The sequence below is a fragment of the Oceanisphaera sp. genome, from assembly GCF_052084945.1.
In the GTDB taxonomy this organism is placed as follows: Bacteria; Pseudomonadota; Gammaproteobacteria; order Enterobacterales; family Aeromonadaceae; genus Oceanimonas.
Window position 1 is genome coordinate 13687 of sequence record NZ_JBQDEX010000017.1, and the last position, 15376, is coordinate 29062.

14 protein-coding genes are annotated in these 15376 nt (G+C 47.0%); 5 read left to right on the forward strand and 9 right to left on the reverse strand.

The window, feature by feature from the left end:
• The first annotated feature begins 6 nt into the window (after positions 1-6).
• Positions 7-273 (forward strand): cell division topological specificity factor MinE, encoded by a 267-nt coding sequence (gene minE / locus ACTHY5_RS02985; RefSeq protein ID WP_208005298.1) that lies wholly within the window; start codon positions 7-9, stop codon positions 271-273.
• 127 nt (positions 274-400) lie between these two features.
• Here minE and rnd read toward each other — a convergent pair whose 3' ends face one another.
• From rnd to ACTHY5_RS03005, 4 genes are all read right to left on the reverse strand, one after another.
• On the reverse strand, positions 401-1495 hold the full coding sequence (gene rnd / locus ACTHY5_RS02990; protein WP_441876156.1) for a ribonuclease D: 1095 nt from the start codon (positions 1493-1495) through the stop codon (positions 401-403).
• Positions 1496-1574: 79 nt separating this feature from the next.
• Positions 1575-3290, reverse strand: a complete 1716-nt coding sequence (gene fadD / locus ACTHY5_RS02995; RefSeq protein WP_441876159.1) for a long-chain-fatty-acid--CoA ligase FadD — start codon at positions 3288-3290, stop codon at positions 1575-1577.
• 314 nt (positions 3291-3604) lie between these two features.
• Positions 3605-4291, reverse strand: coding sequence for a tRNA (adenosine(37)-N6)-threonylcarbamoyltransferase complex dimerization subunit type 1 TsaB (tsaB, locus tag ACTHY5_RS03000; RefSeq protein ID WP_441876162.1), 687 nt, complete (start codon positions 4289-4291; stop codon positions 3605-3607).
• A gap of 5 nt (positions 4292-4296) precedes the next feature.
• Complete coding sequence (locus ACTHY5_RS03005; protein WP_441876189.1) at positions 4297-6201, reverse strand: ATP-dependent DNA helicase; 1905 nt, start codon at positions 6199-6201, stop codon at positions 4297-4299.
• A gap of 310 nt (positions 6202-6511) precedes the next feature.
• Between ACTHY5_RS03005 and ACTHY5_RS03010 the strand changes: the two genes are divergently transcribed.
• The gene (locus ACTHY5_RS03010) at positions 6512-8356 is read left to right on the forward strand and encodes a monovalent cation:proton antiporter-2 (CPA2) family protein (RefSeq protein ID WP_441876165.1); all 1845 of its coding nucleotides are present in this window, start codon (positions 6512-6514) and stop codon (positions 8354-8356) included.
• A 96-nt stretch (positions 8357-8452) separates the two neighbouring features.
• Here the strand turns inward: ACTHY5_RS03010 and ACTHY5_RS03015 are convergent, their stop codons facing one another.
• Positions 8453-9163, reverse strand: a complete 711-nt coding sequence (locus tag ACTHY5_RS03015; RefSeq protein ID WP_441876168.1) for a ZIP family metal transporter — start codon at positions 9161-9163, stop codon at positions 8453-8455.
• Between the two features lie 220 nt (positions 9164-9383).
• Here ACTHY5_RS03015 and hglS point away from each other — a divergent pair, with 220 nt between their 5' ends.
• The gene (gene hglS / locus ACTHY5_RS03020) at positions 9384-10784 is read left to right on the forward strand and encodes a 2-oxoadipate dioxygenase/decarboxylase HglS (RefSeq protein ID WP_441876171.1); all 1401 of its coding nucleotides are present in this window, start codon (positions 9384-9386) and stop codon (positions 10782-10784) included.
• A 19-nt stretch (positions 10785-10803) separates the two neighbouring features.
• Here hglS and ACTHY5_RS03025 read toward each other — a convergent pair whose 3' ends face one another.
• Positions 10804-11133 carry a YebG family protein gene (locus ACTHY5_RS03025; protein ID WP_441876173.1) on the reverse strand — a complete coding sequence of 110 codons (330 nt, stop codon included), beginning with the start codon at positions 11131-11133 and terminating at the stop codon, positions 10804-10806.
• A 205-nt stretch (positions 11134-11338) separates the two neighbouring features.
• Between ACTHY5_RS03025 and ACTHY5_RS03030 the strand changes: the two genes are divergently transcribed.
• Positions 11339-12550: a Bcr/CflA family multidrug efflux MFS transporter gene (locus tag ACTHY5_RS03030; protein ID WP_441876176.1), complete on the forward strand. Its 1212-nt coding sequence runs from the start codon at positions 11339-11341 to the stop codon at positions 12548-12550.
• 113 nt (positions 12551-12663) lie between these two features.
• On the opposite strand, the gene ACTHY5_RS03035 is transcribed toward ACTHY5_RS03030, so the two are convergent.
• From ACTHY5_RS03035 to ACTHY5_RS03045, 3 genes are all read right to left on the reverse strand, one after another.
• A complete protein-coding gene (locus tag ACTHY5_RS03035; RefSeq protein WP_441876179.1) occupies positions 12664-13197 on the reverse strand; it encodes a GNAT family N-acetyltransferase in 534 nt (177 codons plus the stop codon).
• Complete coding sequence (locus tag ACTHY5_RS03040) at positions 13194-13463, reverse strand: type II toxin-antitoxin system TacA family antitoxin (RefSeq protein ID WP_441876182.1); 270 nt, start codon at positions 13461-13463, stop codon at positions 13194-13196. Before ACTHY5_RS03040 ends, ACTHY5_RS03035 begins: the two co-directional genes overlap by 4 nt.
• Positions 13464-13641: 178 nt before the next feature.
• Positions 13642-14040: a GFA family protein gene (locus ACTHY5_RS03045; protein WP_441876185.1), complete on the reverse strand. Its 399-nt coding sequence runs from the start codon at positions 14038-14040 to the stop codon at positions 13642-13644.
• A 120-nt stretch (positions 14041-14160) separates the two neighbouring features.
• On the opposite strand from ACTHY5_RS03045, the gene ACTHY5_RS03050 reads away from it, so the two are divergent.
• Positions 14161-14736, forward strand: coding sequence for a TetR/AcrR family transcriptional regulator (locus tag ACTHY5_RS03050; protein WP_441876188.1), 576 nt, complete (start codon positions 14161-14163; stop codon positions 14734-14736).
• Positions 14737-15376: the final 640 nt, after the last annotated feature.

Consider the following 15376-nt stretch of genomic DNA (forward strand, 5'->3'; position numbering starts at 1 on the left):
GTCACTATGTCTTTATTGGGCTATTTTCGCTCGAAAAAAAATAAAAACAGTGCTCAGCTTGCCAAAGAGCGCTTACAAATTATTGTTGCACATGAACGAAGTCAGCGAGACACGCCAGATTACTTGCCGCAAATGCAGCAGGATATTTTAACGGTGATTCGTAAATATGTGGATATTGATATTGATCAGATTTCAGTACAGCTTGATCAAAAAGGTGACAACCTGTCAGTACTAGAGCTGAACATTATGTTTCCTGAAGGCGAAGAAAAATAAGCAACTAAGAGCAGCGCCTGGCGCCGAACACCAAGCCGAAAGAACGCGCTATGTTTAACGCTGTACGTTAAAGAAAATACCCATTTTTTCGTACAGCGCTTGACGTACAGCGCTTTGTTAACGCTTCTTAAAGTTGTGTGCCTAGTAACGACTTGCGCCAGCCCGTCAGTAAGATAGGCGTGACTTGGTCGCTTTCACCCAAACGCCATTTCCAGCTTAAATATTGATGAATTATCCGTTTAGAGGCAATCACATCTCCCGAGATCCCTGCCTGCTCTGCACTTGCATTAATCAACGAGCGAATTCGCGCCAGCTCAGCTTTATAATCAGGGTAATCAATCAAACGTTTAACGGGCTGAGGCCAGTGTTCAGGATTAGCTAGCGCTTGTTCTACTAGCTTTAGCAAAGTGTCACCGTGGCGGCGTATTTCCATGGGCGATAGTGCTAATTTAGCCAAGTCATCCAAGCTTCTTGGGGCTCGCTCAGCTATACGCAATAAGTGCGCCTCTTTAACCACAAAGTTAATTGCCAGATCACGTCGGCGAGCTTCCGCTAACCGCCATGCACACAGCGCTTGTAAAATAGCCAGCGCTTGTCTGTCTAGCGTCCACACATATTTCATATCTAGATACACAAGATTGGGGTCAAGTACTTGTACTCGCTTATGCGCAACACGAGCACACTCTTGCTCAAACCACTCACTTAGCCCTTTCTCTGCTAACTGCTCCATGAGCATTTGGTATACCGGATACAAATAAATCACATCATCTGCCGCATAGTTGAGCTGCTCACTCGACAAGGGGCGTGCCAGCCAATCGGTACGGCTGTGGGCTTTATCAAGGCTAACTCCCAGCAGCTTTTCAACTAAAGGCGCAAAGCCTAATTGGCTGCCGAGTCCCAAAAATGCCGCCGCTAATTGCGTGTCGTGTACCTGTGCCGGTATGGCACCGCTTTGATGATGCAATAATTCAATATCTTCACTGCCTGAGTGCAAAATAGACACCCGATTAGGATCGTGCAATAAACGCCACAGTGGAGATAAGTCAGACACGGCTACCGGATCAATGAGTAGCGTTTTTTGGCCATCAAATAACTGATATAAACCGGGTTTAGCATAAAAAGTGCGGGTACGAATAAACTCAGTATCTAGCGCCAGCACAGTGGCATCGGTATCGCAGGCGTCAATAAGGTGTTGATTATCGGTGATCAGTGTATATGTCATGGGTACTCAGTGTAGACGATAAAATAAAAACCCCAAGCACATTGCCCAGGGTTTTAGCTGCTGTTAACAGATGAGGTAATTAGGCTGAGTCTCTTAGCTCTCGGCGTAATATTTTACCAACATTGGTTTTAGGCAATTCATCACGAAATTCTATCACTTTAGGAACCTTATAGGCAGTAAGATATTGACGACAATGAGCCTTGATCTCTTTTTCAGTCAGCGTCTTGTTTGGCTTTAATACCACCACCAGTTTCACCAACTCGCCATCTTCTTGCTCAACCCCCACAGCCGCCGCTTCTAATATGCCATCAAGTTGCATAGCGACCTCTTCAACTTCGTTCGGAAACACATTAAAGCCTGAGACTAAAATCATGTCTTTTTTGCGATCCACTATAGTCAAAAAACCCTGTTCATCTATGGTGGCAATGTCACCAGTACGTAGCCATCCTTCATGGAAAGGGCTATCAGGCGCGTCCCCTTCTGTCTGTTCATTCTCCCAGTAACCGCTCATGACTTGCGGGCCTTTCACTTCCATTTCACCAGGGGTGTGAGTGAGGGTAATTTCTTGGTCATTATCATCCACCAAGCGCACATCAGTTGAACACACCGGCAAGCCAATGGCGCCGTTATACCCGTCCATATCATAGGGGCAAACCGTGACTAGCGGTGAACACTCGGTTAACCCATAACCTTCTAATAACCGGCTGCCGGTAATAGACTGCCAACGCTCAGCTACTACGCGCTGCACCGACATACCCCCGCCTATGGTCAGCTTTAAGCTTTTAAAATCATGTTGTTGAAAGTCATCATTATTGATCAGGGCATTAAATAAAGTATTCACCCCAGTAATACAGCTAAAGTCATAGCCTTTTAGCTCTTTAACAAAGCTTGGAATATCTCTGGGGTTGGTCACTAGCAAGTTTTGCGCGCCAATACGGAAAAACAGCAAGCCATTAACCGTTAGCGCAAACACATGATAGAGCGGTAATGCTGTCACCACTTTTTCTTTGCCCATGCTCAGTACTGGCCCATAAACGCCCAATGCTTGCTCAACATTCGCCAACATATTGCGATGGCTAAGCATGGCTCCTTTAGAGCGCCCCGTAGTCCCCCCAGTATATTGCAAAAAGGCCAAATCGTCGCCGTTAAGTTTAGGTCGGTTATAACGCAGCCCCTGGCCCTTTTTTAATACCGTTTTATAACGAATATGATTGGGCAAATGATAATCGGGCACCAGCTTTTTAACGTATTTTACAACAAGGTTAAGAACGGTGCCTTTTAATAGCCCAAGGTGATCCCCCATGCGTGTTAAAATCACATTACTGAGAGGGGTATCTTTCAGCACTTCAGTTAAGGTGCTCGCAAAGTTTTCCACTATCACAATAGTGTCAACTTTGGCATCGCTGAGTTGGTGCCTTAGCTCACGTGCCGTATATAAAGGGTTAACATTCACCACCACTAAGCCGGCACGCAAAGCACCAAATAAACACACCGGATATTGCAGCAAGTTTGGCATCATTAAGGCAATGCGATCCCCTGGCTGCAACTTTAATGACTGCTGAAGATAGGCGGCAAAATCACGAGACAGACTATCTAACTCACGGTAACTCAAGCTCTGACCAAAGTTATAATATGCAGGCTGGTCAGAAAACTCTTTTACCCCGTGTTCAAACATTTCAAGCAAAGAAGCAAACGCATCAGCATTAATGTCAACGGGCACACCTTTTGGATAACGCTGTAGCCAGGGCTTATCACCAAAAGGAGTTGGCGTGGGACCGGATTGGATGTTTTCCATATCAATCTCCTGAAATAAGACAAAAAGGCCTAGCATGCTCGGAGGCGATTCACATGCCTTGATTATTCACTGGCCGATACATTAAAGCTTTTACTCTAAAATAAGTTACAAATCCACAACATCATGCATTAAATTTAACATAGAAAAGACTTCTCTGTCTTATTTTCGACGATGCCATAACCGCAGATGGCGTTGATTATTACGCCGGCGTCTTCGACGATAATGTAAACTACGATGATAAGGTCGCTGCATATAAAACAACGGCTTATCGTTCTCGTGGCGCTGCCTCAGAGAAAATATAACCACATTGACTCCTATTCACGGCCCGGCAACTTTTGCCAAGTCACTGTGTCTCTTAAATAGACAGGCTGAGCATTTGCGGCATCAACCCCAAGTCCGGCTTGCCATAAAGCCAACGCTTGCGGCAACAAATCTTGTGCCTCAGGATACGGATGCGCCGCACACACTGTATTCACACGTGTAGCTAGTGCGCTGTAGGTCACTAACCCTGAGCCAACCCCATAAGCCCAATGATTATCAAGACTATCGCTTAAAAATTGATCAGGCGTTAATACTTGCTCAGCCCACTGCTCGGTCATTAGGCCTTGCTTAAGCTCAAAACCACCGACATAAATTTCGCCCATGCGCGCATCAATGGCACTTAATGCTTGTTCAGCGCCGCACACTCGATGCGCACCTTGCGCCAGCGCCTGTAAGTTAGACACACCCAGTAGAGGGAGATCAGCGCCAAAAGCCAGTCCCTGCGCCACGCCTAAAGTAATGCGCACACCGGTAAACGAGCCAGGCCCTCGGCCAAAGGCTAAGCCATCAAGATCTTGTAACCTTAACTCCCCTTCGGCCAGTAGCTCAGCGACCATGGGTAAAATTAAGTCCGTATGACCCCGAGGAGCCACTTGGTAACGGCTTAATAGAGCTCCGTTTTGCCACAGTGCCGCAGAGCACGCCTCGGTGGCGGTATCAATGGCCAGTATTCGACTCATGGGTATTACTCCAGCGTTGATAAAAATTCGGCCACCTGCTGCAAACTGCGCGTTCGCGGCATAGCAGGTAGGCTACTAATAAAATCGGCCCCATAGGCTCGGTTCACTAAGCGATCATCGGTGATCACCAAAACGCCTCTATCGGCCACATCTCGGATCAAGCGCCCTACGCCCTGTTTTAAGGTAATAATAGCTTTAGGAAGTTGTACCTTAGCAAAACCGTCTTCGCCCTTACGGCGGCAATCTTCTAGACGCGCACTTAACAGAGGGTCGTCCGGCGCACTAAAGGGGAGTTTATCAATGATCACACATTGTAACGCATGACCACGCACATCTATGCCTTCCCAAAAGCTACTGGTGGCCACCAAAATGGCACGACCATCTTGGCTAAAACGCTCTAATAATCGTACTTTATTATCTTCGCCTTGTACTAATACGGTGCGATCTAAGCGCAGACGTAACACCTGTGCCACCTCATTCATCACCTTATAACTGGTGCATAAAAAGAAGCTTCCCCCCGGTACTGCAGCTAATGTGTCAGTCAGTGTTTCAGCAAGCATTCGCCCTCTTTGCTGAGCATGAGTAGGCGGTAAATAACGGGGCACACATAATCGTGATTGGCGGGAGTAATCAAACGGACTGTCTAATTGCAAAGTACGCGCATGTGAGAGACCCATATCAGTACAAAAGTGATGAAAGCTGTTACCTACCGCTAAGGTCGCCGAGGTAAAGATCCAACTCACTGCTTCTTTAGCCAATTCAGTGGAAAAACGCTCAGCAACCGACAACGGCGTTTTATGAAAGCTAATATGCAAGCGTGTGCTTTCAAACCAGTATGAATACCCGTCTTCTTCTACTTTGGTTACGGCCTCTAATTGCGTGCGCACGCTCACTAAGCGCTCAAAGCATTGATCAAGCTGTTCACCGCGCCCCAGCGAAAGTTTAAGTACCTCATAACAAAAGGCCAAACTTTCATTTAAGCGCGCTAGGGCATAATCCACTTCGGGCTTGGCGAGCATGGGGCGTAACTGTCCCCGCTGATTCTCGTAACCAAAGGCAAGCCGTAAATTTTGGGCATAACGCTCTATCTGATCGGCCACCTTACTTATTTGCGCCATGTCTTTGGCTTCTACTTTTTGTGCAACCCGTAAGTCACGCGCCAAGTCTAAGAGCTGACGACTAGACTGACTTTGGCCAAAATATTGACCGGCAATATCAGGCAGCTGATGGGCTTCATCTAAAATATACGCATCGGCATCAGGGATCAGCTGACCAAATCCCGTATCACGTACCGCCATATCAGCAAAAAATAAATGATGGTTTACCACCACCACCTGTGCCTCCATCGCATTAGCACGCGCTTTTACCAAGTAACAGTCTTGATAATGGCTGCATTCTCGACCCAAGCAATTGTCGTTAGTGCTCGTCACTAAGGGCAATACTTCGCTGCGCTCGGCTAACCCTGGAATATCACCAATATCACCGCTGTGGGTCATGGGCTTAAAACGGCGTACCCGTTGCAAGTCCGCCAATCCTGCCTCAGATAAATGCGGTACGCTGTCATTTAGCAGATTTAAGCGCTCTATACATAGATAGTTAGCGCGCCCTTTTAGTAAAGCCACCGGATGATGATAAGCCATGGCGTTAACCAAGGTCGGTAAATCACGATGAAACAGCTGCTCTTGTAGGTTACGGGAGCCCGTACTCAGCACCACTTTTTTACCCGCCGCCAATACCGGTGCCAAATAAGCATAGGTTTTACCTGTACCGGTACCCGCTTCTACTACTAACGGCTGCTTGTCATGAAGCGCTTGCGTGACGGCCGCCGCCATATCTACTTGTGCTTGTCGGGGTTTAAAGCCCTCAATGGCGCTTGCCAGAGGGCCTTGTTCGGTAAAGAGTTCGACCAATGAAGGGCCTGCTTGCTCAACACCGGGGGGCGTTGATGGCAAAGCAGAAAGCGTGCTGTCGTCGTCCAAGCCTATCAGCCTCATCAATAAAAACACTATTTTGACATTCTCCCTGCGCTAAAGAAAGTGGTAGACACCCTTAACAGCTGTCAGTAATAAGCTATTAGCCGTCAGAAAAACACAAAACCAACAGTACATACCCGTACTGTTAGCTGGCAGCGACTCGCTGTGTATGTTGTATTCCTTTTTTTATAGCCACGTGCGACACTCTAAATAACCCTTTGTTATCGCCTTATCCCTAGGAGTTATAATGTCTGAGACCGGTGGCTTACTTCATGCCAGCGTTATTTTTTTGCTGACCGCCGTGCTCATGGTGCCATTTGCTAAGCGCCTAAAGTTAGGGGCAGTACTTGGCTACTTATTAGGCGGTGTGCTGATTGGCCCTTCAGTACTGGGGCTGATCACAGAGCCAGAGCGGATCTCTCAACTTTCAGAGCTTGGGGTGGTAATGCTGATGTTTATTATCGGCCTTGAATTATCACCACGTCGACTATGGGTAATGCGCCGTGCCGTATTTGGGGCAGGCTTAGCACAAGTAATGCTAACGGGAACATTGCTGGCACTGGGAGCTTGGCAATGGTTTGAACAACCCTGGCAGGCTGCGCTTATACTTGGCTTTGGGCTGGCGTTATCCTCCACTGCTATGGGCCTACAACTGCTGGCTGAGCGCAAAGAAATGAGCAGCGCCCATGGCCGCCAAGCCTTTGCTATATTACTGTTTCAAGACATTGCCGCCATCCCCTTAATCGCGTTAGTGCCCGCCTTAGGCACAGCACAAGTGAGCTCTGGCGAAGGTGGATCGCATTTATTACAAATTGCCGCCAGCATTAGCTTGGTGGTATTAGGTGGGCGTTATTTACTACGGCCGGTGTTTCGTATTGTGGCCAAAACTGGCCTGCAAGAAGTGTCTACCGCCACCGCCCTGTTAGTGGTAATGGGTACCGCTTGGCTAATGGAGTGGGCCCATGTTTCGATGGCGCTGGGAGCATTTCTAGCCGGCATGCTGCTAGCTGATTCAGAGTATCGCCACGAGCTAGAGTCACAGTTAGAACCCTTTAAGGGCTTACTACTGGGTTTGTTCTTTATTGGCGTAGGCATGAGTGCCGATTTAGGCCTGTTATTGATACACCCTGTCATTATTATCGGCTTAGCATTACTGTTATTGGCACTCAAACTTCCGCTACTGTTTGTGGTAGGCCGCCTAATCGGCAAATTAGATACACTCAGCGCCCTTAAACTAGGGCTATTATTGGCTGCAGGCGGTGAGTTTGCCTTTGTATTATTTGGGTTAGCCAAAGACAATACTCTGTTTAATGCAGAGCTGCACGACATGCTCGTAATGGCCATTACACTGTCGATGGCACTCACCCCTCTCATTTTATTGCTGTTATCACACCGACTAACGCACGCCCCCGTCACCCCCAAGGTGCCGCCTGAATATGAAGAGGTGGACGATCATCATCCGCGCGCCGTTATCATTGGCATGGGACGCATGGGGCAAATTGTGGCTAGGGTATTGCGCGCCCAACGGGTACCCTTTGTTGCCTTTGAAACCGAGGTCGACACTATTAGCATTACCCGCAGCCTCGACAATATTGCCATTTATTATGGCGATCCACTGCGCGCAGGCGTGTTGCGCAGTGCCGGGGCCGAGCAAGCTGAATTTTTTATTGTGGCAACAGACGATCCAGACATTAATTTGCACACTGCACAGGCCATTCGCAAACGCTACCCTCACATGCATGTTATTGCCCGCGCACGTAACCGCCAGCATGTACATAAATTATGGGATTTAGGTGCCACCCCTATACGTGAAACCTTTCATTCAAGCCTTGAAATGAGCCGCCAGGTGCTACAAGGCTTAGGGCTAAAAGAAGCACAAATAGAGGCTCGCTTACAGCGATTTCGTGAACATGACGAGCGGGTACTTAAACAACAGCATGAATTTTACGATGACGAGGCCGCCCTGTTTCAAACCGCGCGCCAAGCTCGCACCGAGTTAGAAACCTTGTTTGAAGCTGATCACCTTGAAACGGTTCCTGAAGTACTCAACCATCGCGAACGGCCCACAGACGTCGAAAGTAGAAATCGATAAAGGGTGAGGTGTTAGGGGACAAGAGCAACACTCACAACTTAGCCCCCTCACTTCTGACTGATTTATCTTAGTCCGTCCGCTTTATTGCCTAGGTGATTAAACCAACATGTGCCCTGCCACTCCCAGCACAAAGCCTAGTACCGCCCCCATGGGCGGTGCCCAATGCTTTTCTAATACCGCTTGTGGAGCTATATCTTGAAACACCGAATATAAAATGCCACCGGCAGCAAACAGCATAATGCCCGCCACCCAGGTTTGCGCATCCGCTAGCCACACATATCCAGACAGCCCTGCAACTGGGCCTAGCAAAGCCATTAGCGCAAAAATAATAATAATTTTGCCGCCATTAAACCGACCCGAAACACCTAATTCTCGATAAGCATTAAAGCCCTCAGGCATATTTTGCAGCGCCATTAACATGACCAGCAATAACGCATTACCCATACCACCCAATGCAAATGCAGCCCCAAGCGCCAAAGATTCAGGAATAAAGTCGGCCAACATAGCCGCTAACTGACTGGCAGGCGTATTGAGTTTATAGAGCACAATATCCAGCACCATAAATGCCATGCCCCCTCCGACAAAACACAACACAGCACTTAGCAAAGATAACTTAGCCGTGCCCTCTGGCACTAACACCAAGGCTACCGCCGACAACAAGGCGCCACCGCCAAAGGCGGCCACACCGTGGCGAAACTCATCTTCTAGCCAGCTGGGCCATACATGGTCTTTACTGGCAATAAAAGCCCCCACTGGCATGGCCATCCCTGCCAACAAAGTTAACCCCAAGATCAGGATAATATCCATTATCAATACTGCTCCTTAGTTATTGATTATTATTAAATAATATTGATCTATATCATTATTACATAATCAAAGCACAATACTGTTATCGGCGGTTTATCTTTAGTTAGGGCAGACTCATCACACCGACTGGCACAGGCAAAGTTGGTAAAAATATCTCAGATAGCTACAGTATCAAGACAGGTCTTTGGTTAACAACGCTCGCATAAAGGATGATCACGCTATGGCTTTGAACTTTTCTTTATCTGCTGACGATATTCGCACCCTTTTTTCTGATGCTATGTCACAGATGTATCAGCAAGAAGTTCCCCAATACGCCACCCTAGTACAACTGGTAGAAGAGATAAATCAGCACACACTGCACACCGAGCCTGACATAGCCGCTCAGGTCGCACTTAATAATGAGCAAGACAGATTACACCTAGAGCGCCATGGGGCGATTAGAGTGGGCACGGCGGAAGAGTTAAATATGCTGGGCCGTATGTTTGCCTTAATGGGCATGTACCCTGTGGGCTATTACGACTTATCCTCGGCGGGGGTGCCGGTGCATTCCACCGCCTTTCGCCCCATAGATGAGAATTCACTGCAAAAAAATCCGTTTCGTATTTTCACCTCACTCCTCAGACTCGATCTTATAGAAGACAGCGAACTCAGAGAGCAGGCACAAAGCCTGTTAGCGAAGCGAGATATTTTTACTGCAAAAGCGCGCTTACTGCTCAGTCAGGCCGAGTCTGTAGGCCATTTAAGCACAGCGCAAGCCCATCAATTTGTGAGTGAAATACTTGAGACGTTTCGTTGGCAACAGCACGCAAGTGTGTCTTTAGCCACCTATCAGCAGTTCAATACAGTACACCCGCTGCTGGCAGATGTGGTTTGCTTTAATGGCCCTCATATCAACCACCTAACACCCAGAACCCTAGATATAGACGCGGTACAACAAAAAATGCCCGCTTATGGCATGACACCTAAAACCATTATTGAAGGCCCTCCCCGTCGACGCTGCCCGATTCTATTGCGCCAAACCAGTTTTAAAGCATTAGAAGAGCCAGTGCTGTTTGTGGGGGAAGATACCAAGAAAACTCAGGCCCAGCCGGGCACTCACAGTGCACGTTTTGGCGAGGTAGAACAAAGAGGCATGGCATTAACGCCTAAGGGGCGAGTGCTGTATGATGAATTACTCAGTCGTGCTCGTCACACCTTGGCCGCGGCTGAACAAAATAATCATAAGCACCAAGCGCAACTCACCGATATTTTTGCAGAGTTTCCCGATGATGAGCTCAGTTTGCGTACCCAACAACTGGGCTACTTTCGCTATCAAGTCACCCAAGCTGGGCAAGAACAAGCAGGCAGCTTAAGTGCAAGTGACTCGTTAGCCTCGCTCATAGACCAAGGTTGGGTAAGGGCTACCCCAATTATTTATGAAGACTTTTTACCTGTGAGTGCTGCGGGCATTTTTCAATCTAATTTAGGAGACCAACCGCAGCGTCAATACCAACAAAGCGCCAGTCAAGCCGCCTTTGAACACGCCTTGGGTTGCCCAGTATTAGATGAATGTGACTTGTACGCCAAACAACAGCAAGACTCCATTGATGAAGTCTATCGCGTATTATGTGGTCACAATTAAGTGCTTATAACGGCATTGCTTAGGCTATGGCAGTGACCTTATCGCCACCATCAGCCACGGTCGCTGCTTGCTCAGTGCTCGTGGCATTACCATTAGCCGACGCCGCTTTATTGGCTTTTTTCACTGGTTTCTTTTTCGGCCCGCTTAACAATGCCTGATTTTTTGCTAAATACAGTGCTAATGATTCGCGATCATGCTCATTTAAACTAATAGGCGCATCCGCTAATACCTCATCTAGATGTTCGGCTAAATCAAGCAGACGATCATAGGCGTCAGCTTCTTTTTTATTAGTAAATGTCATTTTCTCGATTCCGTTTCTTACTACAAGATACTGTATTTCAACTGCCATAACCCACCCCTTTCATGTATATACATACAGTATTATTATTTGACCTTGGTTGCAAGCACGACAGACCCAAGAAGCCTTGTTACAGCAAACACTAAATGTCTCTATTTCAGCATGCATCGTTTATACTCTGTCACCAAGTACAAGGATTGAGTGCTTAGTTGTACGCTAAAGGAGACAAGCTTTACCTATAGGAAACCTTTGCACCATGCCATCTTCTCCCCAAGCAGCAACCAACGCCACACTGCCATTAATTATTTTATTAGGCGCTGTGTCGGGCTTAACTCCTCTGGCCATTGATATGTACCTGCCCGCAATGCCAGCCATTGCCGACACACTAGGGACTAACTCACACCGAGTGCAGGCAACCCTTGCCGCATACACAGGCGGCTTTGCATTGGGTCAATTACTGTTTGGCCCTTTATCAGACGCCAAAGGCCGACGCCCCGTATTATTAGGGGGCATGCTGGTATTTGCTATCGCCGCCATGCTGTGTGCCATGGCTACCAGCGTAGAAAGCCTCACTTGGCTACGCGGCGCACAGGGCTTTGCCGGCGCAGCCTCGGCCGTGGTAGTGCAAGCCTTAGTACGTGATCTATTTAATCGAGAAAACTTTGCGCGCACCATGGCCTACATCACACTGGTGATGACGCTGGCACCATTAATTGCCCCCATGCTGGGTGGGCACTTAGCCCACTGGTTTGGGTGGCGGTCTATTTTTTGGGTGCTGACGGGCATCACGGTACTGGTTGCCATCTTTAGCAGCCTTAAATTACCCGAAACCCTGCCCTTAGCTCGACGCCAACCTTTGCATTTAGCCTCTATATTGCGCAGTTATGTTCGCCTGCTCTGTAGCCCTATAGCATTAGGCTATATGTTATGTGGCGCCTTTTCCTTTGCGGGTATGTTTGCCTTTTTAACCGGCGCTTCTTTTATTTATATCGATATTTATGGAGTGTCTGCTCAACATACTGGCTATTTATTTGGCCTTAATGTGATAAGCCTGATGCTTTTTACCACCCTTAATGGGCGCTGGGTACGCCGCTTAGGCTCACGCACTATGCTGCGCTTGGCTCTAAGCTTGCAATTATTAGCCGGCTTACTAATGCCGCTCGGCCCTTTACTTGGCCTAGGCCTTTGGTCTGTGGTGGTGCCCATTATGATGTATGTCGGGGTCATTTCCACCATAGGCAGTAATAGCATGGCAAGCTTACTCAACAACTTACCCAATTTAGCCGGTACTGCCTCTTCACTCGCCGGCACCTTGCGCTTTGGCACTGCGGCACTGGCAGCAGCTTTTGTGTCGGCACTGCCAGACACCTCGCCTTTATATATGCTGAGCACCATGAGTGGTTGCGCCCTCTTATCTGCCCTCGTCTACTGGCTGCTCTGTGATAACAAGCGAAAAGCCGCAGCATAATAACGGGCACAAAAAAAGCCCTGCGCTTAATGCACAGGGCTTTTGTATAAAAGAGCATGATGGCCATCAGTAACGTCGGCTAATAAACTTGAATGCTTTGTGATATTCGAAGCCTATTGATTAAAAAGCTGTTCTACCGTTTTTATTGGTAAGAACATACGAATACGCCCATTATGTTCGCACAAGACTTCAAAGCCGAACTTCGTATAAAACGCTTGAGCGGAATCAGTCAGACAGTCCACAACAATTGCGTATGCCCTCATATGGTGATTCACTTCCCACAAGTACTTCAGTGCTCGAATTAGGCTAACCTTTCCAAGCCCAGAGCCATGAAACTCTTTGTGCACAGCTAATTGAGCCAAAAGAAAAACAGGAATTGGATACCTAGGAAGTTTCTTAGCTAATTGTGCTGGTAATGTTTCTCGGCTGATTGAGCTCGGTGCAACACTATAAAATGCACAAATAGCAAATTTTTGATTTAACAGTGGTTGAGCACTAGGTAAAACCATTGTTCGGCTAATACCTGCCTGCATATGCTTTACCGCTTGAGTTTTGATAAAGGTGTTTAGCTCTTGCTCACCACAGTCAAATGAGTTGCGATCATGCTTTGACTTACTAAGCTCTATGAACTCTTTACCCCAACTCACTTAATACTACTCTCATCTGTAAACTTGGCAGCTTCAAGCAAAGCTTGATTCGGTGCTTTTGCTTGATTGCACGCAGCCATAAACTCGTCAAAGACATTGTCTTTCACCATAATACTTTCATGCTCCTCAATAACATGAGTCGCATCTTCGTCCATAAGTCTCACAACATATTCAGTGAGACTTTTTAAACCAAGTAAAGCCGATGCTTTTTCGGCTTTTGCCTTGATCTCTTCATCAAGGCGGATATCTAAACGTGCCGTTGCCATAGTTCCTCCTACGTACGGATCTATTCCGTAACTTTAAAGAGTATAGTACACCCTTAAAGCTCATTCAATTTGTACGGATAAAATACGGAATAAGAGAGGAATATAACGACGCCAACACAGGCTAGCGTAGCGAGTACAGCCAGCTTGCTGGCGTTTGTGATTGGCCTTGTTATATTTTTTAGCTAAATACAGGCTCATCTTCATGCAAGTTTACCCAAGCGGCTTTGTCTGTTGTATAAACTTGGATTTGCGGCACAAGTTCGTTTGCATAGTTATTGACGGCACCAAGTGGCAATACAAAGTTTCCTGGAAAGTGCTTACCATTTACCAAGTAAGCTGCTGAGCCACAAGTTGAGCAAAATGACTTGCTAGATGTCTCGTTTGCTTTATATAAAGAAACTACATCTTGACCAGAAAGCACTTCAAACTGCGACTGAGGCACCACAACCCAAGAGCTATAATCACTACCCTGCAACTTTCTGCAATTATTACAATGACACTTAACGACAGTCTTTATCGGCAAAGAAAACGCCCAAGTAACAGCACCACAATGACAACCACCTTTTATTTTACTCAACTCATCACCTCCGTTAAATATAACCATTGCTTACATTTACCAATTTAAGTTAAGGCTGCATATTAAGCTAGATATAATATATGATACAGATCATATTAAAATATAAACGCATAGGAACTCATGCCATACACAAAAAAACATAAGGAAAACACTCGTAGACGGATTCTCGAAAGCGCATTCAGGCTATTCACAATCAAAGGCTTTGATGGTGTTACTGTGAACGGAGTGATGAAAGATTGCGGGCTCACCAGAGGGGCATTTTATGCACACTTCAACAGCAAGGCGGAGTTGTATCGTGAGTCGTTAGAATTTGCAGCCAATGGTACTAAGCTTGCCGAACTTAAGCCAGATGGTACCACCGATAAGGCGTGGTTATGCCTACTGCTTGATGGATACCTTAGTTTGGAACATGTACGGGGTGAATACCCGTGTCCGCTTGCATTCTTGGCCACGGATATAGTCATGCAAAATGAAGAAACAAGAGCAACCTATGCAAAGGTCTATGATGGTATGAACAAAGCAATTTTGGAATACGCTATTAGCTATGTAGATTGCGATGAAGATGACATTTTATCAATAACCGCAATGCTTATAGGTTCGGTAGCTATAGCAAGAACCATACGCTGCGAAAATTCAGTTACAAAACTATTGCAAGCTTGTCGCCGAGAAGCTGGGTTGAAGCTGGGTGGAATATAACGCTTGAGCCAAGCGGCGCGAGGTACGAGCGTCCGACTTGGGCGACTTGTTAACTTGGCGAGCTGCTAATGCTGCTATGAGCACGGCGAACCAAGGCCGAAAAAAGTCATAAGTCCAAAGACTGCAAGTGATCGCCTAACTTTACTGAAAACACCAAGATGAAGCTAAGATCTTTCAATCGATGCTTGAATTCGACGCGGCAAGCAAAACTGCCTGAAGACTTTATTGCTTCAAACTGGAAAAAGGGCTTAACCAAACGAGCCAGTTAACGCCGCCAACACAGGCGAGCGTAGCGAGTCCAGCCAGCTTGCTGGCGTTTGTGATTGGCCTTGTTATGAGCTTAAAGTAAGAGTAAAAACTTACCTGCGTACTCCGTGGGTATCAGATAAAACGCCCGTTCTGCCGCTGCCAACATTGGACGAAATACGCTGAATGATCAGAAGATGCCGAACAGAGATCTCAAACCTTAAAATCCAAACTAGGCACATTTGCACGTTCTCCGACAGGCGATGCCGGTATTACCCTTTTACTGCGCAACTTCCGCCAAGATAACTCTACAAATTGACACCGTGGCTGGTAGATTGCTGACTCATAACAGCTAATTCAACGACAAATGACATCTATGCAAACGCGCTTATTT

Coding starts and splice junctions, on each gene's coding strand:
- minE (WP_208005298.1), top strand. CDS start 7: ATGTCTTTATTGGGCTATTTTCGCTCGAAAAAAAATAAAAACAGTGCT.
- rnd (WP_441876156.1), bottom strand. CDS start 1,495: ATGACATATACACTGATCACCGATAATCAACACCTTATTGACGCCTGC.
- fadD (WP_441876159.1), bottom strand. CDS start 3,290: ATGGAAAACATCCAATCCGGTCCCACGCCAACTCCTTTTGGTGATAAG.
- tsaB (WP_441876162.1), bottom strand. CDS start 4,291: ATGAGTCGAATACTGGCCATTGATACCGCCACCGAGGCGTGCTCTGCG.
- ACTHY5_RS03010 (WP_441876165.1), top strand. CDS start 6,512: ATGTCTGAGACCGGTGGCTTACTTCATGCCAGCGTTATTTTTTTGCTG.
- ACTHY5_RS03015 (WP_441876168.1), bottom strand. CDS start 9,163: ATGGATATTATCCTGATCTTGGGGTTAACTTTGTTGGCAGGGATGGCC.
- hglS (WP_441876171.1), top strand. CDS start 9,384: ATGGCTTTGAACTTTTCTTTATCTGCTGACGATATTCGCACCCTTTTT.
- ACTHY5_RS03025 (WP_441876173.1), bottom strand. CDS start 11,133: ATGGCAGTTGAAATACAGTATCTTGTAGTAAGAAACGGAATCGAGAAA.
- ACTHY5_RS03030 (WP_441876176.1), top strand. CDS start 11,339: ATGCCATCTTCTCCCCAAGCAGCAACCAACGCCACACTGCCATTAATT.
- ACTHY5_RS03040 (WP_441876182.1), bottom strand. CDS start 13,463: ATGGCAACGGCACGTTTAGATATCCGCCTTGATGAAGAGATCAAGGCA.
- ACTHY5_RS03050 (WP_441876188.1), top strand. CDS start 14,161: ATGCCATACACAAAAAAACATAAGGAAAACACTCGTAGACGGATTCTC.